Below are 21,066 nucleotides of genomic sequence, written 5' to 3' on the forward strand. Positions count from 1 at the left end.
CATTGACAGACGCCCCGGACGGCCCCAGGATGGGCCCATGCTCACGACGCACCCCGGTGTGGAGTGCCGATACGTGGATCTTCGGCGCACCTCCAGCGCACCCGAAGGTCAGTGGCCGCGCTCGACGTGGCCGGGTCGCGACATCCGGTGCGCAACGGTGCGCGAGGGAGTGCGAAGGGGGAGTGCGGGGGATCCGGCACGGCGCGGCAGCGGGCAGTCAGTTCTGCCGGCCGACGGGCGGCGCCAGGGGATCGGGGCGGTGGGCGATCAGCGACAGAGTGCGCTGGAGGTGCGCCGAAGATCCACGTATCGGCACTCCACACCGGGGTGCGTCGTGAGCATGGGCCCATCCTGGGGCCGTCCGGGGCGTCTGTCAATGGACACCAATTGGTGTCTCATTCGGTGGGACAGGGCTCTGACTGCAGGTCAGAGCCCTGTCCCCGCCCAGGTGGTCGTGGCCGGATGTGTCGCGGCCTCCTCGGGGTGGAGCCAGAGCGGGCCGTTTCCGGTGTTCACCCGGACCGCGTGCGACGGCGGTCGGCCGCCCTGCGCCAACTGCTCCGCCTCCGGTCCGGTCAGGCTGCGGTGGACTCTCAGCGCCTCATCCGGTGACCGGGGCCGCTGAGGCCTCAGCAGCCCCGGCGCGAGCGCGTCGACCGCTGCCTCGTACGCCGCGAACGGCCGCCAGCCGGGCACGGCGCGGTGACCGTCGGGGCAGTGGACCAGGAGTGTGGGAAGCGCGTACCGAAACCCTCCGTCGAGCGTCTCCTTCGCCGCGCCGGGGTGGGGCGAGTCGCCCCGTACGGACAGCACGTCGGGCACCGGGCGGCGGGCCTCCGCCCGGTCGGCGCGTACCCGGTCGAGTACGTTGCCGGAGGTGGCGTCCGACCTCAGCCGGTCCGGATCCAGCCCCGGAACCCCCCGTGCCGCGGACAGCGCGAGTGCGGTGGTGTCGGCCGGTTCGCCGAGCACGAAGACGGTCTCCCGCAACCTGCGCAGTACCCGCCCGGCCACGTCGTCACCTTGCAGCTCCGCGGCCTTGGCGACGAGCGAGGACGGCCAGGAGCTGGCCGCGACACGACTCAGCCGGGCGGCGCGAGGAGCCCCGGTGTGACCGCTGATCTCTTCCACGTACCGCGCGTACCAGGCCGTTTCGGCCGCCGGATCGGGCGCCGGGTCGTCGTCGTGGTCGAAGAGGATCGCGTAGACCCGCCGCCAGCGGACACGGCCGGACAGGGCTTCCCGCAGCCTGCGGAACGAGGGCTCCGACCCCCAGGCCCAGGGGCACATCGGGTCCGTGTACTCGACGATCTCCACTGCGGGCGGCGGATGCGGTGCGGCCGTCACGAGACTTCGGCCCCTGAAGACGCCCGTGCCCGCGCCGCCTCCGGCAGAAGGGCCGTCAGCGTGAGGCCGCCCAGAACCGCGGTCGCCTCCGCCTCGATCCGACGCCACACCTCGGGCAGGGCCGCCGCGGGGCCGGGGTAGTCGAGTCCGTCCAGCGATTCGCCTCGCAGGGTGATGACGTCGCCGTCGATGGCGCGCACGACGTCCAGCAGGGCGATCTCCCCTGCCGGTCGGCCGAGCCAGTAGCCGCCTTCGCAGCCGCGTTGACTGCGCACCAGTCCGGCTCTGCGCAACTCGCCGACGACGGATTTCAGGAACCGGAACGGGATTTCCTGCGACGACGCGATGGCCTCACAGGTGAGTGGACGGTCAGGCTCACGGGCGAGCTCCAGGAGGGCCCGCGTGGCGTAGTCCGCCTTCGCGGAGATATGCATGCTCGCATCATGCCTGAAGGCTCGTCCGTGACGAGGGTTTCCAGCCGTTCCTTCCTTACATTGCAGGAACGTTGCCGCAGGTGAAGGGCAATGGACACCTCTTGACATCCTTTTCCGTGCGCCTCTAGCGTCCCTGCCATGAGCGAGCCCCTGACGACCCCCGGTGAAGGTTTTCACCCGCACCTCCACGACGCCCCGGGCGGCCCGGGCGCGCCCCTGCGCACCCGCGTGCACCACATCCGTGCGGATGCCCTGGACGGTGACACCGCTCAGACCGGAGGAATGCGCAGGTTCGCCGCCGTCAGCGGGACGACCGTCGGCTCCGAGAAGCTGTGGATGGGGCAGACCCACGTGGCCCCGGCGACCTCCTCCTCCGACCACCACCACGGCGAGTCCGAGACCGCCATCCATGTGGTGAGCGGACACCCCGAGTTCGTCTTCCTGGATGGTTCGGGCGACGAGCCGGAGGAGGTACGGCTCCGCACCTCGCCCGGCGACTACATCTTCGTGCCCCCCTTCGTGCCGCACCGGGAGGAGAACCCCGACCCGGCCGAGGAGGCCGTCGTGGTGATCGCCCGCAGCACCCAGGAGGCGATCGTCGTCAACCTCCCCCGGCTGTACGCACTCCCGGCCGAGGACGCCTGAGCGCAGGACGGGTCGTTCGCCGGCGGGTCCGTGATCCGGGCGTCAGAGCTTCTCCGTCAGCAGCTCGTGAACGGTCGGGATGAACGGGTCCGTCCTGTGCACCCGCCGCGTACACATCGCCGCCAGCGCCGTACCGGTGTCCGGGCGGAAGCCGAGGAACATCTGCTGGCCGAGCGTGGCTCCCGCGTGGAAGCAGACCGGACCGCGCGCCGACGGATGGCGGAACCAGGTGAGCGTGTGCGTATGGGCGTGCCCCCGCCCGCGCCGCAGCAGCGGACGCCGTACGTCCGAGAACGCGGCGGCCGGCGGGGACGCGGACGGCGCCGTTCCCGGGAGATGCGCTTCCAGGAACGTGAGCAGGTCCGAGGGCGTCGCCCGGACGGCTCCGGCGGCGTCGAAGCCGCCGGTGTCCAGCGGCGGCAGCGGCCGTCCGTCGCGCCGGTGCCCCACGGCGTCGCCGTCCGACGGGCTCGGGCGCAGCCGCGTGTCGTGCAGACCGAGCGGGTCCAGCACCTCCGTGCGGAGCAGCGACGCCCAGGGCGTGCCGGTGGCGGCGGCCAGGGTGTGACCGAGTACGGAGACCGCGAAGTTCGAGTAGTGCCAGCGGGTGCCCGGCCGGTGGCGCGGGCGGGCGCGGAGGAAGGCCCGGACGACGCGGTCGGCCGGGTAGCGGCTGTACGGCGCGGTCGACCACCGGGGCAGCGCCTGCGGGTAGAAGTCGGCCGGCAGCGCGGGGAGCCCGGAGGTGTGGGTGATCAGATGGCGCAGGGTGATGGCGCGTACGGAGGGATGCACGGGGTGGCCGGGGGCCAGCAGTCCGGCGGCCGGATCCTCGTACCGCAGCCGGCCCGCCGCGACGAGTGCGGCCAGGAGCAGTCCCGTGAACGGCTTCGACGCGGAACCGAGCTCGTAGCGTGGTGCCTCGTCCGGCCGCATGCCTGCGCCGAGCCGGTAGGTGCGCCGGCCCCGGTGGCTGAGCGCGATCACCAGGTCGGGCGCGTCGATGGTCCGGGCGGCCTCGGCCAGCAGCCGCTCCCGCTCGTCGTCGCCCCGGGAGGCAGGGCCGGTGCCGGCGGGGCGGACCTCGTGCGGGGCCGTCACGCGGGGGCCGGGGCGGCGAGGTCCGAGAGGGCGCGGGACAGGGCCAGCGCCGAAGCGAACGCCGCCACCAGCGTCGGGTGGTAGACGAGGTCGAAGACGGACTCCTCGTCACCTTCCGGCATGCCGCCCATCACCGGCATCGCTCCGTCCGGCTGCTGGGCCGCGGCGAATCCCTCCCAGGCCGCCGGGTCGAGGGTCGGCTCCGGGAGACAGGCGTCGACGACGAGCAGTTCGCCCAGCAGGTCCCAACGTCCGAGATCGAGCCAGTCGTCGAGCCACACCGGAAGCCAGAGGGCGAGGTAGTCCGCCACATCGGCGGGCAGCCCGGCCGGATCGGCGCCCCAGTCGGTCAGATGGAAGACGGTGTGGGTGATGTCGTAACCGATATTGCCCTCGACGGTCCAGGGCTCGGGCCGCCGCGACAGCCAGGTGCGCCGGTACGCCTCGTCGGCCGGCACGCTCGGCTCCAGGCCGAACCGGCGTTCCATGGCGCTGAGTCCGAGCCGGCGCACCGGGACGACCTCCAGCGCGCCCCAGCTCTTCAGCCGGTGGTTCAGGCGGACGGCCGCCTCCAGGGACGGCTCCCGGAACCCGAGCTCGCGAAACGGTACGTAGACCTCCATCGGCACCGGACACAGCGGTTCGCGCCGCTGGCCGTCGCGCAGCCGGCTCCCCGAGCCCAGCAGTTCGTGCCAGGCATGGTCCAGGAGCTTGCGCGCCAGCGCGGCCTGCTGGGAGCCGGCGACCCCTTCCCGGAAGATGACCTTGCTGATGAGCGCCAGTTCGCCGAGCGGCTTGAACCGGTCCAGGACCCCCACCTCGGGAGGCGGGTCGTCGTCCAGCCGGAACCCGGCCCGGTGCTCGTACAGCCATCCCAGGGCCCGCGCGCCCACGTCATGGATCTGCTGGATGCCGCTCACGCGGCACCTCCCTTCGTACGGCTGGTGCGGCTCATACGGCGGCCCCGGTGTCCGCCGCGACGGCATTTGCCCCGTGCGTGGCGAGCCGCTTGAGGGACAGCGCGGCGGCGAACGCGGTCACGAGGGTGGAGTGGTAACAGGCGAGGAACGGGTACGGGTCCGCGCCCGCGTCGCCCGGCGCCGGGGAGGCCGTGGGACCCGTCTCCGGTACGGCACCGCCCGGGGCCTGCGCGGTGGCGAGCGCGGGCCAGGCCGCGTCGAACAGGTCCGTGGGCGGCGGGCCCGGCAGGGCCGCGGCGACCGCGAGCAGTTCACCCGTCAGGTCCCATTGCCGGCTATCCAGGCAGCCGTCGATCCAGGGCGGCAGCCAGGCCCGCAGATAGGCGTCGATGTCGGCGGGCATCCGCTCGGGCACACAGCACCAGTCCGTGATGTGGAAGACGGTGTGGGTCAGCGCGTAGCCGGACGGCCCTTCGAACATCCACGGTTCGGACAGGCCACCGAGCCAGGTGCGCGCGAGGACCGCACCCGCGTCGGTGTGCGCGGCGGCGCCGACGCGTCGCTCCGAATTGATGAGCCCCAGCTCCCGGTTGGCGTGCTGCTCGGTGTGCGCCCAGCCCCTGGTCGCGGAGAGTGTCCCGGCCAGCCGTTCGAAGCCCTCGTTGCGCAGTCCGTATCCGGCGAAGGCCGCGTAGATCTCGTACGGATACGCGGCGAAGGGCTCGCCGCGCAGCAGCTCCAGCAGCAGATCGCCCGCGTGCACCTGGTCCCACGCGAACGTGATGAGCTCGTTGGCCGCGTGGTGTTCCGGGGTGTGCGGGGCGGTGCTGCGGCTGATCGTGGTGCAGAGCTGGGCCAGTTCGCCGAGGGGTTTGAGCGTGCGGTTGACCTCGGTGTGCGGCTCGAGTACGTCGGCGGGGAGAACGAAACCGGCCCGGTGGGCGTCGGCCCAGCCGAGCGCCCGGCGCAGTACGCCGGGCAGGACGGTCAGTGCCGCGCCCGGCTTACCGCCGGGGGCGGTGGCCGCCGATGCCGTCACCGCGCCCGCCCCTCGGCCATCAGGCGGGCGGCCCGTACGTGCAGTGCGACCCGGGGGTCCGTGCCGCCCATGAGCTCGACGAAGTCGAGGCCACGGTCCAGGCCCAGGCTGTCGGGCCGGCCGTCCAGCGCGGCCAGCCAGCGCCCGGTGCCCGCCGCCTGGAGCCAGTTGCGCCTCCGTACCGCTCGGACGAACCCGCGGGACAGGTCCACGACCCGGTGGGCGGCGGCCCGGTGCACGGCCGACGAGGCGGCGGGCACGGCGAGCGGGGCCAGTACGGAGAGCTGATGGGTGAAGGCCTGCCAGGGGGCCCCTTCGAGCCAGGCCGCATTCGGTTCGTCGGCGCCGGGTGCGGTGGGCGACGCGGTCCGGTGCAGGGCGGACATCATGCCCCAATGGCTCCAGACGGCGGCGTCGGAGGCGTCGGGCCGGGGCGGGAACTCCCGCACGGCACGGTGGAGTACGGCGAGGTCCCCGGGATGCGGATGGTGCCCGTGCAGCACACTGGGCAGCAGCAGATCGGCTCCGATGACGCGTACCGCGGCGATTCCCGTCCGGTTGTCCTCGTCGATTCCTGCCGCGCCGCAAACCGTGGCGAGGTGGTCCCCGCTCCGAAGAGCGAGGACCACCTCTGTTGCCAGGTCATGCACGGCACCCGCGAGGGGGGACGGAGCATGTGACTGGTCCATGTGCTACCGACTAGCCCTTCTTCGGGCGGGGGGTCGGCGGCGAGAGCAGCAGCGCGGAGCCGCCTCCGAGGAGGGCGAGGTACGCGCACTCGCGGGAGTCGCGGTAGAAGCCTTCGGCCTCGCCCGGGTTGAGCGCCTCGTCGAGGTCGAGCTCGATGTCGGTGGCAGTGGATTCTGTCGTGTACATGGGTGTTGCCCCGTCCTGTGGGAAATGGGGTTGACGTACGTTCCGAGTGGAATGCACGGAATGCGAACCCGCAAATCGGATGGGAAGACCGGGGGATTTCCGTGAGGCCGGGGAATTTCCGCATTTAATTGAATCGTGAATTCAGGAAGGCCGCATAGGGGCTCTGGCCTGCGGTGATGCGTATTGCTTCCACCGGACGGGGGGTGGTGCGCGGGGCGCATTCAGCGTGTCAGGACGTGCACCCGGGCGATTGGCCGCCGGGCTCTCGGAGTTATGGAGCGGAACCTTCGACGCTTACCCGGGCGAGCGTGCGGGGCCTCGGCGCCGCGCCGGAAGGCGGAACGGCCACGGGCGGGCCCGGAGAACCAGGCTCGCCGGTGGCGCGTCGTGTGAGGTGCAGTCAGCCGGTGGCTGACTGCACCGGGCCGCAGCCGCGATCATGGCGGAGGCTCCGGCGGCGGAACAGTGCCCGGGACGGTCGAGGGCCCGGACGTACCGTGCGTGACGGACGATTCGGACACCGCCCGCCGGGCAGCCGGGTGGGCGCCGGTTCAGCGCGCTTCGCCGCCTCCCGCCAGCTCCCCGAGCAGATCCCAGGTCCGGCGCCGGTCCGCCTCCCCGGCCAGATCCGTCCCCGAGAACACCACTTCGGTGGCCCCGGCGTCCCGGTAGCGCCGCACCTCGGCGGCCACCGCCTTCTCGTCTCCGATCACGGCCACGTCGCCGGCCCGTTGGGCGCCCGAGAGCTCGACGACCCGTGCGTACGAGGGGAACTGTTCGTAGAACGCCAACTGCTCGGTGGCCGTCGCGCGCGCTGCGTCGGGGGAGTCGGTGACCACGCCGTGGACCAGGGCCACGATCCGGGGCGCGGGGCGGCCCGCGGCCTCGGCGGCGGCGGTGACCGCGGGGACGATGTGGTCGGCCAGGGCCCGGGGCCCCGCGAGGTACGGGAGGATGCCGTCCGCGAGCTCGCCGCTGACCCGGAGCGCCTGCGGGCCCATCGCGGCCACGAGCAGGGGGACGCCGCCCTCCGCCCCGGGCACACGCGCCGGGAGCGGGGTCCTCGCGGTGAGCAGCTCGCCGTGGAAGTCGGCGCTTCCGGTCTCGGTGAGCTGCCGCAGCGCGGTGAGGAACTCGCGCAGACGGGCGATGGGGCGCTCGTAGGGAATGCCGAAGCCCGACTCGGTCAGTGGTTTCGTACCGAGTGCGAGGCCGAGGTGGTAGCGGCCGTGGGTGGCGGCCTGTGCGGTCTGGGCCTGGCTGGAGACGAGCAGCGGGTGGCGGCCGAAGACCGGGATCGCCGACGTGCCCACCTGGAGGTCCGGTACCTCGCGCCCCACGATCGCCGCGAGCTGCGGCGAATCGGCACCGAAGGTCTGCCCGAACCAGGCGGACCGGAGCCCGGCGGCGGCGGCCTCCCGGGCGAGACGCACGGTGGCATCGATCTGGTTGTCGGATCCGGTCGCGCTGAGTGCTACTCCCACAGTCATGTGAGGGAGAACCAGGGGCAGTCGGCCGCACATTCCATTCCTGTGCGACGACTTCGTGTCCGCTGCGTGAACGCGTTCGAACGCCTGGCGGCGCGCCTCCTGCCGGGTGGCTCCGCGAAGCTCCACGGCGCTGGGCGGCACCGTTTGAAAGATCAAAAGACCGACGGGTTACCATATGAGCGCCGCCTAGCTCGAAAGATAAACCTGTGACTGTCAATGACGACTCGTTCACCAACTGGATGCACCGCGAGGAGATCGCGGAGTCGATGATCCCGATCATCGGGAAGCTGCACCGCGAGAGGGACGTCACCGTCCTTCTGCACAGCCGCTCCCTGGTGAACAAGTCGGTGGTGAGCATCCTCAAGACCCACCGATTCGCCCGGCAGATCGACGGCGAGGAGCTCTCGGTCACCGAGACCCTGCCGTTCCTCCAGGCCCTCACCACCCTCGATCTCGGCCCCTCCCAGATCGACATCGGCATGCTCGCCGCGACGTACAAGGCCGATGACCGCGGCCTTTCCGAGGCGGAGTTCACCGCCGGCGCCGTCGCGGGTGCCACGGGAGCCAACAAGATCGAGCGCCGCGAGTCCCGCGACGTCGTGCTGTACGGCTTCGGCCGCATCGGCCGTCTGCTGGCCCGGCTGCTTATCGAGAAGGCCGGATCCGGCAACGGTCTGCGGCTGCGCGCCATCGTCGTCCGCAAGGGTGCGGGCCAGGACATCGTGAAGCGCGCCTCACTGCTGCGCCGTGACTCCATCCACGGCCAGTTCCAGGGCACGATCACCGTGGACGAGGCGAACAACAAGATCATCGCCAATGGCAACGAGATCCAGGTGATCTACTCCGACGATCCGACGTCGGTGGACTACACGGCGTACGGCATCAACGACGCCATCCTGATCGACAACACCGGCAAGTGGCGTGACCGCGCGGGCCTCTCGAACCACCTGCGCCCGGGCATCGACAAGGTTGTCCTGACCGCGCCCGGCAAGGGTGACGTCCTCAACGTCGTGCACGGCGTCAACCACGACATGATCAAGCCGGACGAGCAGATCATCTCGTGCGCCTCCTGCACCACCAATGCGATCGTCCCGCCGCTCAAGGCGATGGCGGACGAGTACGGCGTCCTGCGCGGACACGTGGAGACCATCCACTCGTTCACCAACGACCAGAACCTGCTGGACAATTACCACAACTCCGACCGCCGCGGCCGCTCCGCGCCGCTCAACATGGTGATCACCGAGACCGGTGCCGCCTCCGCCGTCGCCAAGGCGCTTCCCGACCTCGAAGCCACGATCACGGGCAGCTCCATCCGGGTGCCGGTGCCGGACGTCTCCATCGCCATCCTCAGCCTGAAGCTCGGCCGTGAGACCACGCGGGAGGAGGTCCTCGACCACCTCCGCGACGTGTCGCTGACCTCGCCGCTCAAGCGCCAGATCGACTTCACGACCGCCCCGGACGCGGTGTCGAGCGACTTCATCGGCTCACGTCACGCCTCCATCGTCGACGCGGGCCCGACCCAGGTCGACGGCGACAACGCGATCCTCTACCTCTGGTACGACAACGAGTTCGGCTACTCCTGCCAGGTCGTCCGGGTCGTGCAGCACGTCTCCGGGGTGGAGTACCCGACGTACCCCGTACCGGTTCACTGATCCCGGTCCTGCCCGACGCCACGAGGGCCGGTCCCACCCGCTTCGACGGGAGGGACCGGCCCCGTGCGCGTCAGCCGGACACCGGGGCCGGCGCGTAGCCGGTGGCCCGGGTGGTGAACGTGCCCCGGCCCTGCGTCCGGCTGCGCAGCCGCGTCGCGTAGCCGAACAGCTCGGCCAGCGGCACGGTCGCCGTGATCACGGCCGCACCGGCCCGTGCGGTGGAGCCGGACACCCGGCCGCGCCGCGCGGCCAGATCGCCGAGCACCCCGCCGACGGCCTCGTCGGGCACGGTCGCCGTGAGCTCGACCACCGGCTCCAGCAGCACCATCGCACTGGAGCGCAGCGCCTCATGCAGCGCGAAACGTCCGGCGGTACGGAACGCCATCTCCGAGGAGTCCTCTCGATGGGTGGCGCCATCGGTCAGCGTCACCCGCACCCCGGTCACCGGATGCCCGCCGACGGGCCCCTCCAGCAGCGCGTCCCGGCAGCCGGCCTCGACCGCCCGCACGTACTCCTGCGGAACCCGCCCGCCGACGACCGCCGAACGGAACTCGAACTCCACGGCGCCCGCGTTGCCGCCCGTCTCGTCCTCCCACGGCTCGACGTCGATGACGACATGCGCGAACTGCCCTGCCCCGCCGTCCTGTTTGACGTGCCGGTACACCAGACCGGACACGCCTCGGGTGACCGTCTCCCGATAGGCGACCTGCGGCCGGCCGACCCGGAGCTCCAGCCCGTGGTCACGCCGGATCTTCTCCGCCGCCACCTCCAAGTGCAGTTCGCCCATGCCCGAGAGCACTGTCTGACCCGTCTCCGAGTCCGTCCGTACCGCGAGCGACGGGTCCTCCTCGACCAGCCGTACGAGCGCCGCCATCAGCCGTTCCGTGTCGGTACTCCGACTCGCTTCCACGGCCACCGACACGACCGGATCGGCCACCGTCGGCGGTTCCAGGACCAACGGGGCGTCCGGTGCGCACAGGGTGGCACCGGCCCGGGCGGCTTTGGGACCGATGACCGCGACGATGTCCCCGGCCACCGCCGTGTCGACGTCGACATGGCGGTCCGCCCGGACCCGGAGGATCCGGCCGATGCGTTCGCTGCGCCGCGCACCGACGTCCAGCACCGTCTCCCCCTTCCTGATCGTTCCCGAGTACACCCGCAGATACGCCACGACGGCCTCCAGCAGCGGCTCGACACCGCGGTTGCGGTAGGCCGAACCGCACAGCACCACGACACCCTCGCCGGTACGGGTCAGCTCGCGCAGTGCCGCGGACAGCGTCCGCTCCGAGAGCTCCGACCGCGCGCAGTACTCCTCCAGCGCACCCGCGTGGAGCTCGGCCACCGTCTCCTCGAGGAGCCGTCGCCGACGCCGTGCCTCGTCCCGGAGCTCATCGGGCACCTCGCCTTCCTCGTACGTGCCACTGCCGTCCGCCCAGACGAGCGCCCGCATACGGAGCAGATCCACCACTCCGGTGAACCCGTCCTCGTGTCCGATCGGCAGCTGGACCACGAGCGGAACCACGTGCAGCCGCTCCCGGATCGACGCGACCGCCGTGTCGAGGTCGGCGCCGGCCCGGTCGAGCTTGTTGACGAACGCGATACGCGGCACGGCGTGCCGGTCGGCCTGGCGCCACACGGACTCGCTCTGCGGCTCGACTCCCGCGACCGCGTCGAACACGGCGATCGCACCGTCCAGCACCCGCAGCGAACGCTCGACCTCGTCGGCGAAGTCGACGTGCCCCGGGGTGTCGATCAGGTTGATCCGGTGGCCCGCCCAGGTGCAGCTCACGGCGGCTGCGAAGATGGTGATGCCGCGGTCGCGTTCCTGGGAGTCGAAGTCGGTGATGGTCGTGCCGTCGTGAACCTCGCCGCGCTTGTGCGTGGTTCCGGTCGCGTAGAGGATCCGCTCGGTGACGGTGGTCTTGCCGGCGTCGACGTGGGCGAGGATGCCCAGATTGCGAACGTTGGCGATGGCGCTGGTGTGTTGACGGTGCAGTTCGGTACGCACGGTCCGTGGCCTTTCGGGTGATCCGGAAGAAGACGGCGCGATGCCCGGACGAAGCGGCCCGCACAGGGGTGCCGCGAAACCCTTCCCCGTCCACGGCGCGTGAATAGGGGACGACCCGTCAGCAAGCGGACGGGGCTCAGGCGTTCGTCAGGGTGTCCGGGGCCGGCCGCGCAGCCGGCGCCGGGCGGAGGTAGACACCAGGATCACCTCGTACCGCGACAGGGGAACGACGACAGCGGTGCGGTAGCGCACGGCAGGTCTCCCCTCAATGGGTCACGGCGAGCGCCGCGGCGGAGTGCCGGGGCGCGATTGTGTGGTGAGTCTAGGGAACGGGGCGCGGGCGGGGGAACCGGTTTTCGCGACGGCGCAGCCTCCGGCTACCGGCTGGGCTGACGGAGCCCTCGGACCGCGCCCGCGGTGCGTTGCACACCGCGCCGGGCCCGCGGAGTCAACGTCCTGCACCGGCGCAGCGCGCTCCGGCCGCAGCCGCGCCACTCGGCGGGGGAGACGCCCGGTCCGTGACCGGCGCGGGTGATCAGCGCGTTCACGGGGCTCATCGGGTCCAGCGCCATGGTGCGGGCCAGCAGGACGCCGATCACCAGAGGGGCGAAGGTGACGGCCAGCGTGGTGCCGGTGCTGGTCATCTGCTGGATGCGGGGGCGCGCTGCGTCGGGAGCCATGACCTCATTCCAGCAACGGCCGGGCGCTGCGGGATCGGGTGATGTACTCAGCGCGCACGGCCCGGGTACTCACCCGGGCCGTGCGGGGGCGGCCGGCGAGGCGGGGCCTGTGTGTGGGTGGCCGGGCCGCAACTCGTTTCCCCGGGCCGCACTTGCGTCCTACGCGTTGGTGCCCGGCCGGAACTTGCGTCCTACGCGTTGGTGCCCGGGCCCGCACCCGTGCCCGAGGCCGCCTTGATGCCCTTGGTGATGGTGTCCAGCACGGAGAGACCGGGCGCCTTGGGATTGATGTCGAAGCCGGAGCGTACGACGATCAGCAGGTCCGGGGACTGGGGGGAGGGGAACGCGAGAGATTCGACGTAGCCGTCGTCGCCGGTCTTGGTGACCACCTTCCAGCGCACCCGGTAGCCCTGCTGACCGGCCACCGTGACGGCCTCGGACTTCAGCTGCTCGTGCGAGGTGATGCCGCCGTAGATCTTCTCGCCGTACGATTCCTCGGCGTTGGCCGCGATGTCCTTCTCGGCCGTGGCCTTCGCGGTCTTGGTGGTCAGCTTCAGCGCGGCAGCCGGTACGGAGAACACCCCGCCGCGCACGCACTTCTCCCCCGTGTCGCCGGGGCAGGTGTACGTGCCGGTGGTCACGCCTGCCCCCATGCCCGACTCGCCCGTCCAGCCGTCGGGGACCGGGATGCTGATGCCGCTGGCCATGTCCGTCGCGTAGCCGTCCTCGGTCTGAGGCTGCTGCTCCGGGGACTGCCGGCCGCCGTCGTTGCCGCCGCTGCCGCCCGGTGCGCCGGGCTGACGGCTGGGAGCCGGGGACGACGAGGCGGACGGGGCCGTCGCGGAGTTGCCGGTCGTGCCGGAATCGTCGTTCAGCAGGTATACGCCCCCGCCGATGGCCGCGAGGACCACCACGGCTGCGGTGATGCCGGCGCCGATGCGTATGCGCCTGCTGCGAAGGGCGGCCGGCGGGACCCGGAGCTGATCGGTCCACTGAGTGCCGTCCCACCAGCGTTCCTGGATGGGGCCAAATCCTGTGTACCCGGGGTCTGGATGCCAGCCGGGCGGGCTCGTCTGCGTCACGGCAGCCACCGTAGTCGGACTGCGTGAGAATCCTATGAACCGGATGGAGCCATGCCGTCCGACATGTGGGGCATGGGCGGGCTTGGGTCGCTTCATGTGATCGATATCTTCAGCATTTTGCTCGTTCATATTGCTATCAATGCCTGGTCATGAGCATGCTTGTACGTAGTCACCACGCGTGTGCACACATTGCTCAGCGTGTCCGGTGACCCGAAGTGCCGATCCGCCCGCCCCGCGTGCTGCCCAGGAAGATGTCGCGATGTCCCGCCCCGAGGTGTTCCGACCGTCCCTGCCGGGGACTCGGTGAACAACCCGACGGGACTCGTCTCCCGGCCGCGAGGCGCCGCTCTTCGCACAAGTGAACTCCCGCACCCGTACGCCGCTTCGGCGTTCCGTCGGGTGGGTGGTCGGTGCTGCCGCCGCTGCGCGGCCGAACACGTCCTCGTGGACGCTCTGTTACCCCGTCCTTCTGCTCCCGTTCGAGGAACTGATGACCCCAAATCTGCCGGACGTGGCCGCCTGGCTGCTGTTCGCGGCACTCGTAGCCGTCGCGGCCCTGGCGCTCCGTTACCGCATCGCCGCCGCCCGTCGCGCCGAACGTGTCGCCTCCCTCGAACAGGCCCTGCGCGCACAGGACGAGGAGGCCCGGCACCTGCTTGAGCGGCGGCTCCCGGCCCTCCAGGACGTCCTGTCCCAGGGCAGGCCCGGCGACATCCCCGGGCCCCTGCACCCGGAACTGACCGGGACACCCTTCGTGCAGGCCCAGGACGGCGTGCTCGACCTCTTCCGGAAGGTCGCCGAGGACGCCGAACAGGCCTCCCAGGGACTTCTGTTGGCCGTGGCCCGCAAGCTCCAGGGGCTGGCGAACAACCAGCAGATGAAGATCACCGAGATGAACCGGCGCCATGACGCGCCGGAGTTCCTCCAGGATCTGATGGACATCGACCACACCAACGCCCAGATCCTGCGCCGGGCCGTCGGCATGGCCGTCATCTGCAAGGCGTGGCCGGGACGCCAGCACAACGACACCCCGCTGTACGACGTCGTACGCGGCGCCGTCGGCCGGATCCTCGACTACAAACGCGTACAGATCGTCCGCATCGAGGACTCCCGGGCCGTGTCGGGCCGTGCGGTGGAAGCCCTCGTGGTGAGCCTCGCCGAACTCCTGGAGAACGCCACGCGCTCGTCCAGCCCGAGCACACCCGTCCAGGTGCACGTCCAGCTCACGCACGGCGGCGTGGCCGTGGTGATCGAGGACGCCGGCGTCGGGCTGAACGCCGCCGAACGCGAGAAGGCGTCCCGGCTGCTGCACGACGAGGCGCTCGGCGTCGCCGGTCTCGGCAGCCCGCCGAGGTTCGGACTCGCCGCCTGCGGCGCGCTCGCCCGGCGCTACGGCTTCAAGGTCTCGGTGGACTCCGCCTCGGCCTTCGGCGGCATGCGGGCCGTCGTCAACATCCCCAGCGCGCTGCTCACCGACGCGACCAAGGCCCCGAGGACGCCCGCCGTGACCACCGTTCCCGCCGTGATCGCCTCGGTGGACGGACACCCGGTCCCGGCGGCCGACGCCGAGCCCTCCGCGATCACCACCGCGTCGGCCGCGCCCGTGCCCGCTGCCCTCGCGCCGGTCACCCCCGCTGTCGCGGCCGCCGAGGCCGAGCCCGCCAGGCCGACCACCGTCGGCGGACTGCCCAAGCGGGTACGGCAGAGGGCCACCGCCGCCCTGCCCGACGCCCCGGCGGCGGCCGGCTCCCCGGCGCCCGTCGCGGCACGCCGCACCCCGCGCGAGGCCGCCGCCCCGCTCGACGCCTTCCTGCGCGGCAGCCAGGCCGCCGCGCACCACCGACCGACCATCGAGGGGACCCCCGAGGCATGACCCAGAACCGCGACGCCTGGATGCTCAATCAGGTGATCGACCAGCCCGAGGTCTACGACGCGATCCTGGTCGCGGCGGACGGTCTGGTGATGGCCTTCTCGCCCGGACTCGACCGCGACCAGGCCGACCGCATCGCGGCCGCCCTGTCCGGGGTACAGGCCACCAGCAGCGCCACCGCGATGTTCTGCCGGGCCCCCGCCGATTCCTGGCGTCAGAGCCTGGTCGAGTTCGACGGTGGCTTCGTGATCACCATCCACGCAGGCGATTCGACCTATCTGTCCGTCGCCACCTCGGGCGCCGCCGACGTCGGCCAGGTCGCGTACCGCATGCACGAGGTGGTCGACCAGCTCGGCCGGGAGATGGGCAGCGCGCCCCGCCAGGACGTCGGCAGTCCGAGGTGACCCCGCGGCGCAGGCGCGACCTGGTGCGCTCGTTCGTCCTCACCGGCGGACGGGCGCGGCCCACCCGCAACACGCATGTCCTGGACGTGATCACGATGGTGACCAGTGTCCCGGACCGGTCCGTGGCCGGACTGCTGCCCGAGCAACTGGCCGTGGTCGAACTGTGCCGCGGCGGCTATCTGTCGGTCATCGAGGTCGCGGGCCATCTCGGCCAGCCACTCACCATCACCCGCGTCCTGCTCGGCGACCTGCTCGACACCGGCCACATCGTCACCCGGCTCCCCGTGCCCGCCGTGCCCGCCGCGAACTCGGCCGCGGGGCAACGGGCCGCCACCGCCCACATCTTGGAGAAGTTGCTGCATGGCCTCCAGGCTCTTTGACGGTATCTACGTCCGCGACACGGTGCAGCTGACCGCCAAACTCATGGTGGTCGGACCGTTCGGCGTGGGCAAGACCACCCTGATCGGCGCCGTCAGCGAGATCGAGCCGCTGCGGACCGAGGAGGTCATGACCCAGGCCGGCGCGGCGGTCGACGACATCAGCGGCGTGCCCGGCAAGACCACCACCACGGTCGCCATGGACTTCGGCCGGGTCACGCTCGCCGACGACCTGGCCCTGTACCTCTTCGGAACCCCGGGCCAGCAGCGGTTCGCCCAGATCTGGCAGGACCTGGCCCGCGGGGCCTACGGCGCCCTCGTCATCGGTGACTCCCGCAGCCTCGACCAGTCTTTCGAGGCGCTCGCCATGGTCGAGAGCTACGGGCTGCCGTACATCGTCGCCCTCAACCGCTTCCCCGACACCCCGCAGTACCCCGAGGCCGAGCTGCGCGAAGCCCTGGACCTCGACCCCGGTACGCCGCTGATCATGTGCGACGCCCGGGACCGCGAGTCCGCGAAGAACGCGCTGATCGAGCTCGTCAGGTATCTGTTCGCCCGCCACCAGGAGATGTCGTGACCTCGCTGCCCACCGATCCCGGTACCGGCTCGGCCCCACCGCCGGGCTGCCCCGCCCATCTGCCCACCGGGGAGACGACGGCTTCGGGTCTTCCCGTCCTGTACGGGACGGAGTTCGCCGCGGACCCGCACGCCACCTATGACCGGCTGCGGGCCGAGGGCGTCGCCCACCGGGTCGAGCTCGCCCCCGGGGTGGAGGCCGTCCTGGTCACCGGTTACGACGCTGCCCTGGAAGTGCTGCGGAGCCCGTACTTCAGCAAGGACGCCCGGCGCTGGACCGCGCTGACCGAGGGCAAGGTACCGGCGGACAACCAGGTCGTGCCCATGATGGGCTGGCGGCCCAGCCTCTGGTTCGCCGACGGCGAGCGCCACCTGAGGCTGCGTGCCTCGGTCGACGACGCGCTCGGCCGCGTCAACCCGCACCAGCTGCGTACGTATGTGCAGCGCAGCGCCGCCCAGCTCATCGACCGGTTCGCCGGCGCGGGCGAGGCCGATCTGGTCGCCCAGTACGCCGACCCGATTCCGGCCCTCGTCTTCGCCCAGCTCTTCGGCTGCCCGGACGGACTCACCGCGCGGATGGCCTCGGCCTGCAGCCGGATGATGGACGCCGAACCGGCCGTCGCCCACGCCGGTGGTGGTGAACTCGCCATGTGTCTGGGGGAGTTGATCGGCATGAAGCGGCAGCAGCCGGGTGCGGACCTGACCACCTGGCTGCTGAACCATCCGTCCGCGCTGACCGACGAGGAGATGATCCACCAGCTCGTCGTGCTGATCGGCGCCGGGACGGTGCCGCAGACCGCCTGGATCTCCACCGGCACGATGATGCTGCTCGCCGACGAGCGCTTCGCGAGCGACCTGACCGGCGGCAGCCTCACGGTGGCCGACGCGCTCAACGAAGTGCTGTGGCTGCACTCGCCGTTGTCGAACTTCTCGTTCGTCTACGCGGTCCACGACCACACTCTCCGCGACCAGCGCACCGGCGCCGAGACCCACATCCCGGCAGGCGTCCCGGTCCTGATCAGCCATGCGGCGGCGAACACCGACCCGACGCTGGACGTGGACTCCGGACAGCGCGCGGCGAACACCTCGCACCTGGCCTTCGGGGCGGGTCCGCACGCCTGCCCCGCCCGGGACACGGCCGGGGTCATCGCCGAGGTCGCCATCGAGATGCTGCTCGACCGCCTCCCCGACATGGCGCTCGCCGTCGATGCCGCGGAACTCGTCTGGCGCCCGGGCCCGTTCCACCGCGCGCTCACCGCCCTCCCGGTGACGTTCGCCCCCGCTCGTACGTCGTCCACCGAACCGTCCGACGCCTCCGTAGGAGAATCATGGAAACCAGCCGATGCCCTGTCCTCGACTCATCCGGCGCCGATCTCCACGCCGAGGCCGCCCGGCTCCGCGCCGAAGGCTCCGCGACGCTGGTGGCGCTTCCTGGTGAGGTCACGGCCTGGTCGGTGACCCGGCACGACGTCATCCGGGAACTCGCCGCGGACCGTCGCGTCTCCCGCGACCCCCGGCAGCACTGGCCGGCGCTCGAATCCGTGCCGCAGGACTGGTCGCTGAACGTCTGGGTCCGGGTGGTGAGCGCCTTCACCTCCTACGGTGCCGACCACCGCCGGCTGCGCAACCTGATCTCCACGGCCTTCACCCCGCGCCGCACCGAGGCGCTGCGGCCGCTGGTCCAGACGCTCGTCGACCGGCTGATCACGGAGCTGAGGGAGACGGCCCCCGGCGAGAGCGTCGACCTGCGGGCGCGGTTCGCCTACGTCATCCCCACCGAGGTCATCTGCGACCTGTTCGGGGTGCCCGCGGACATGCGGTCCTGGATGAGACGGGTCATCGACGCGGCGCTGAACACCGGGGCGAGCCCCGAGCAGGCGGCGGCCGACTACGGGGACCTGTTCGGCTGCATGGCCGCCCTGATCGCGGCCAAGCGCGCCGAGCCCGGCGAGGACATGACCAGTGACCTCATCGCGGCCCGCGACGGCGAGGCCAAGCTGGACGAGGAGCAGCTCGTGTCCACGCTGATCCTCATGATCGGCGCCGGGTCCGAGACCGCCGTGAACCTCATCTCCCACGCCGCCATCGCCCTGGTCACGCACCCGGAGCAGCTGGCACTCGTGCGGGCGGGCGAGATCGGCTGGGACGCCGTGATCGAGGAGACCCTCCGCCGCGATGCGCCGATCATGCACATGCCGCTGCGCTACGCGGTCGAGGACATCGACCTCGGTGACGTCGTGATCAGGAAGGGCGACGCGATCCTCCTCGCCTTCGGCGCCGCGGGCCGTGACCCCGCCGTCCACGGGGACAGCGCCTGCGAGTTCGACGCCACCCGGGAGTCCACGGACCACCTGGCCTTCGGTCACGGCGTCCACTTCTGCCTGGGCGCGCCGCTGGGCCGGATGGAGGCCGACATCGCGCTCCGGGCGCTGTTCGGCGCCTTCCCGGACCTGGCCCTCGCCGTGCCCGAGAGCGAACTCGTTCCGCAGGCCTCCTTCATCGCCCACGGCTACCAGCGGCTGCCGGTGATCCTGCGGCCCGCAGGGGTCGCGGCCGCCGTCTGACCCATGCCCGGCGCACCGTGACCGGCAGGGGGCGCGCCTGTGACCGGCGCCTGCCGTGCCCTCTCCCGTGCCTCTCTCCTACGGTTCTCGAGGGCGGGGCGGCGGGGGTGCGGCGGGGGCAGGGCCCTTCGCCGGACGGACCGGAACCCGTGGGAAGGTGAACGATGAGCGGGAGTCCCGCCGCACGGAGCGAGCGCGACGGCCCTGTTCGCGACGGTCCTGTCCCGCCCCGAAGTCCGCAACGCGGCCGACGGCCCGGCCGCATGCCAACTCGTGCATTCCTTCAGCACGTTCGACGCCGGACCCGACGCTGCGGTCGGGGCGCTGTGGGCTGAGGGCGGTGCGTCGGCACCTTCGGCAACTGACACCGCACGTCGGTGGCTGAAAGGTCCCGCCGCTCACGCGCCCCGTGCCGGGGCGGGGTCCGTGCACGGCCGACGGTCTTGACCTAGGGTCCACGCATGAACGCAAGCGATGAGGAGGAACGGTCCGTGCGGGCCGCCGTCGAGGGCGAACTGAGGCTGCTCGAGCCGGGCGTGCGCGCCTCGCCCGACGCGGTCACCGCCCTCCTCGACCCCGAGTTCACCGAGTTCGGGGCCTCGGGACGGCGCTACGACAGGACGTCGGTCCTGGCCGTCACGTCCGCCGTCGACGAGAGCGACCCCGGGCCGAGCGCCGTCACCGGGATGTCCGGTGTGCTGCTGGCGCCGGGCCTGGTCCATCTGACGTACACCTCCGAGAGGAACGGCAGGCGATTCAGGCGCAGTTCGCTCTGGCGCCGGTCGGACGCCGGCTGGCGGATGTACTTCCATCAGGGGACCCCGGCCGGGCCCGCCGCAGCCCAGCGCTGAATATCCGGCGGACATGCCGAGGGTGGCTGACTAGGCTCAACGGGTGACGGAATCCCGCTACCCCTCCAAGCCCCGGCCCGGTGACCGCGTCGCCGTGCTGTCCCCCTCCTCCGGTCTCCCCGGCCTCCTCCCGCTGCCGTACGAGCTGGGGCTGCGCAGGCTCCGCGACGAGTTCGGGCTGGAACCCGTGGAGTACCCGGCCACCCGGAAGATGGGCTCCACTCCGCAGGAACGCGCCGCCGACATCCACGCGGCCTTCGCCGACCCGACGATCAAGGCGGTCATCGCCAGCATCGGCGGTGACGACCAGATCACCGTGCTGCCGCATCTGGACCGTGAACTGCTGCGTACCCACCCCAAGCCGTTCTTCGGCTACAGCGACAACACCAACCTGCTGGTGTTCCTCGACCGCCTCGGAATCGTCGGCTACCACGGCGGATCCGTGATGGTCGAGCTCGGCCGCCCGGGCGCCATGCACCCTCTGACGGCCGCGTCGCTGCGGGCGGCGCTCTTCACCCGTGACGACCACGAACTGACCCCGGCGAAGGAGACCGGCAGCGTCAACGGCCGGTGGGAGGACCCGCACACCTTCGACCACGAGCCCGGCCTGCTGCCCGCCGACGCCTGGACCTGGCACCACGCCGACAGGGTCGTCGAAGGCGCGAGCTGGGGAGGCAACCTGGAGATCCTTTCCTGGCTGCTCATGGCCGACCGGGAGATCCGCCCGGCGGCCGAGTACGAGGGCCGGGTGCTGTTCCTCGAAACCTCCGAGGAGATGATCAGCGCCGACGAGGTGTACCGGATCCTGCGGAACATGGGGGAGCGCGGACTCCTGCGCCGGTTCCCCGCGCTGCTGATGGCCCGGGCCAAGAACTGGTCCTTCGAACAGCCCCTCGACGCCGCCGCCGGGAAGCGGTATCGCGAACAGCAGCGCGAAGCCGTGCTGCGGGCCCTGAACGAGTACGCCCCCGACACGATGGCCGTCCTCGACGTCGACTGCGGCCACACGGACCCGCAGTTGGTCATCCCGTACGGCGGACGGATTCGGGTGGACGGTGTGGCCCGCCGGATCGTGGTGACCTACTAGGCACTGTTTCTCGGATCATGTGCGGAGCAGGGTGACCTGAGAAACAGGGACCTAACTGGTAGA

The 21,066-nt window shown here is 71.5% G+C and carries 21 protein-coding genes; 10 read left to right on the forward strand and 11 right to left on the reverse strand.

Going from position 1 to position 21,066, the window contains the following annotated elements; translation table 11 throughout:
• Positions 1 to 426: 426 nt before the first annotated feature.
• The gene (locus tag EAO72_RS10785) at positions 427 to 1,347 is read right to left on the reverse strand and encodes a DsbA family oxidoreductase (RefSeq protein ID WP_261991411.1); all 921 of its coding nucleotides are present in this window, start codon (positions 1,345 to 1,347) and stop codon (positions 427 to 429) included.
• Positions 1,344 to 1,781 (reverse strand): RrF2 family transcriptional regulator, encoded by a 438-nt coding sequence (locus EAO72_RS10790; RefSeq protein WP_148017030.1) that lies wholly within the window; start codon positions 1,779 to 1,781, stop codon positions 1,344 to 1,346. The genes EAO72_RS10785 and EAO72_RS10790 overlap by 4 nt, the downstream gene beginning before the upstream one ends.
• A 138-nt stretch (positions 1,782 to 1,919) precedes the next feature.
• Between EAO72_RS10790 and EAO72_RS10795 the strand changes: the two genes are divergently transcribed.
• Positions 1,920 to 2,426, forward strand: coding sequence for a cupin domain-containing protein (locus EAO72_RS10795; protein WP_148017031.1), 507 nt, complete (start codon positions 1,920 to 1,922; stop codon positions 2,424 to 2,426).
• Between the two features lie 42 nt (positions 2,427 to 2,468).
• On the opposite strand, the gene EAO72_RS10800 is transcribed toward EAO72_RS10795, so the two are convergent.
• From EAO72_RS10800 to EAO72_RS10820, 6 genes are all read right to left on the reverse strand, one after another.
• The gene (locus EAO72_RS10800) at positions 2,469 to 3,527 is read right to left on the reverse strand and encodes a serine hydrolase domain-containing protein (RefSeq protein WP_148017032.1); all 1,059 of its coding nucleotides are present in this window, start codon (positions 3,525 to 3,527) and stop codon (positions 2,469 to 2,471) included.
• A complete protein-coding gene (locus EAO72_RS10805) occupies positions 3,524 to 4,447 on the reverse strand; it encodes a DUF6895 family protein (RefSeq protein ID WP_148017033.1) in 924 nt (307 codons plus the stop codon). The genes EAO72_RS10800 and EAO72_RS10805 overlap by 4 nt, the downstream gene beginning before the upstream one ends.
• A gap of 31 nt (positions 4,448 to 4,478) precedes the next feature.
• The gene (locus EAO72_RS10810) at positions 4,479 to 5,486 is read right to left on the reverse strand and encodes a DUF6895 family protein (RefSeq protein ID WP_261991412.1); all 1,008 of its coding nucleotides are present in this window, start codon (positions 5,484 to 5,486) and stop codon (positions 4,479 to 4,481) included.
• Positions 5,483 to 6,175 carry a hypothetical protein gene (locus tag EAO72_RS10815; protein ID WP_148017034.1) on the reverse strand — a complete coding sequence of 231 codons (693 nt, stop codon included), beginning with the start codon at positions 6,173 to 6,175 and terminating at the stop codon, positions 5,483 to 5,485. The genes EAO72_RS10810 and EAO72_RS10815 overlap by 4 nt, the downstream gene beginning before the upstream one ends.
• Positions 6,176 to 6,185: 10 nt before the next feature.
• Positions 6,186 to 6,362: a hypothetical protein gene (locus tag EAO72_RS41915; protein ID WP_187285003.1), complete on the reverse strand. Its 177-nt coding sequence runs from the start codon at positions 6,360 to 6,362 to the stop codon at positions 6,186 to 6,188.
• A 551-nt stretch (positions 6,363 to 6,913) separates the two neighbouring features.
• Complete coding sequence (locus tag EAO72_RS10820) at positions 6,914 to 7,852, reverse strand: LLM class F420-dependent oxidoreductase (RefSeq protein ID WP_148017035.1); 939 nt, start codon at positions 7,850 to 7,852, stop codon at positions 6,914 to 6,916.
• Between the two features lie 206 nt (positions 7,853 to 8,058).
• Here EAO72_RS10820 and EAO72_RS10825 point away from each other — a divergent pair, with 206 nt between their 5' ends.
• On the forward strand, positions 8,059 to 9,504 hold the full coding sequence (locus EAO72_RS10825) for a glyceraldehyde-3-phosphate dehydrogenase (protein WP_148017036.1): 1,446 nt from the start codon (positions 8,059 to 8,061) through the stop codon (positions 9,502 to 9,504).
• Positions 9,505 to 9,574: 70 nt separating this feature from the next.
• Here EAO72_RS10825 and EAO72_RS10830 read toward each other — a convergent pair whose 3' ends face one another.
• The 3 genes from EAO72_RS10830 to EAO72_RS10840 form a co-directional block, all read right to left on the reverse strand.
• A complete protein-coding gene (locus tag EAO72_RS10830) occupies positions 9,575 to 11,512 on the reverse strand; it encodes an elongation factor G (protein ID WP_148017037.1) in 1,938 nt (645 codons plus the stop codon).
• A gap of 377 nt (positions 11,513 to 11,889) precedes the next feature.
• Complete coding sequence (locus tag EAO72_RS10835) at positions 11,890 to 12,192, reverse strand: hypothetical protein (RefSeq protein ID WP_148017038.1); 303 nt, start codon at positions 12,190 to 12,192, stop codon at positions 11,890 to 11,892.
• A gap of 191 nt (positions 12,193 to 12,383) precedes the next feature.
• Positions 12,384 to 13,274, reverse strand: coding sequence for a DUF2510 domain-containing protein (locus EAO72_RS10840; RefSeq protein ID WP_148017039.1), 891 nt, complete (start codon positions 13,272 to 13,274; stop codon positions 12,384 to 12,386).
• A 490-nt stretch (positions 13,275 to 13,764) separates the two neighbouring features.
• Between EAO72_RS10840 and EAO72_RS10845 the strand changes: the two genes are divergently transcribed.
• The 8 genes from EAO72_RS10845 to EAO72_RS10880 all read left to right on the forward strand — a co-directional run bounded on the left by EAO72_RS10845 (position 13,765) and on the right by EAO72_RS10880 (position 21,003).
• Positions 13,765 to 15,147, forward strand: a complete 1,383-nt coding sequence (locus tag EAO72_RS10845; RefSeq protein WP_148017040.1) for an ATP-binding protein — start codon at positions 13,765 to 13,767, stop codon at positions 15,145 to 15,147.
• Positions 15,144 to 15,548 (forward strand): roadblock/LC7 domain-containing protein, encoded by a 405-nt coding sequence (locus EAO72_RS10850; RefSeq protein ID WP_148017041.1) that lies wholly within the window; start codon positions 15,144 to 15,146, stop codon positions 15,546 to 15,548. Before EAO72_RS10845 ends, EAO72_RS10850 begins: the two co-directional genes overlap by 4 nt.
• Before the next feature lie 23 nt (positions 15,549 to 15,571).
• Entirely contained in the window at positions 15,572 to 15,928 is a 357-nt protein-coding gene (locus EAO72_RS10855) for a DUF742 domain-containing protein (protein WP_261991413.1), read from the forward strand.
• Positions 15,909 to 16,502, forward strand: coding sequence for a GTP-binding protein (locus EAO72_RS10860; protein WP_148017043.1), 594 nt, complete (start codon positions 15,909 to 15,911; stop codon positions 16,500 to 16,502). Before EAO72_RS10855 ends, EAO72_RS10860 begins: the two co-directional genes overlap by 20 nt.
• A complete protein-coding gene (locus EAO72_RS42950) occupies positions 16,499 to 17,959 on the forward strand; it encodes a cytochrome P450 family protein (RefSeq protein WP_261991414.1) in 1,461 nt (486 codons plus the stop codon). The genes EAO72_RS10860 and EAO72_RS42950 overlap by 4 nt, the downstream gene beginning before the upstream one ends.
• The gene (locus EAO72_RS10870) at positions 17,923 to 19,065 is read left to right on the forward strand and encodes a cytochrome P450 family protein (RefSeq protein ID WP_261991415.1); all 1,143 of its coding nucleotides are present in this window, start codon (positions 17,923 to 17,925) and stop codon (positions 19,063 to 19,065) included. The genes EAO72_RS42950 and EAO72_RS10870 overlap by 37 nt, the downstream gene beginning before the upstream one ends.
• 461 nt (positions 19,066 to 19,526) lie before the next feature.
• Positions 19,527 to 19,916, forward strand: coding sequence for a nuclear transport factor 2 family protein (locus tag EAO72_RS10875; protein WP_148017045.1), 390 nt, complete (start codon positions 19,527 to 19,529; stop codon positions 19,914 to 19,916).
• A 43-nt stretch (positions 19,917 to 19,959) separates the two neighbouring features.
• Positions 19,960 to 21,003, forward strand: coding sequence for a S66 family peptidase (locus tag EAO72_RS10880; protein WP_148017046.1), 1,044 nt, complete (start codon positions 19,960 to 19,962; stop codon positions 21,001 to 21,003).
• Positions 21,004 to 21,066: the final 63 nt, after the last annotated feature.

Source organism: Streptomyces sp. OR43 (genome assembly GCF_008042275.1).
Taxonomy (GTDB): domain Bacteria; phylum Actinomycetota; class Actinomycetes; order Streptomycetales; family Streptomycetaceae; genus Streptomyces.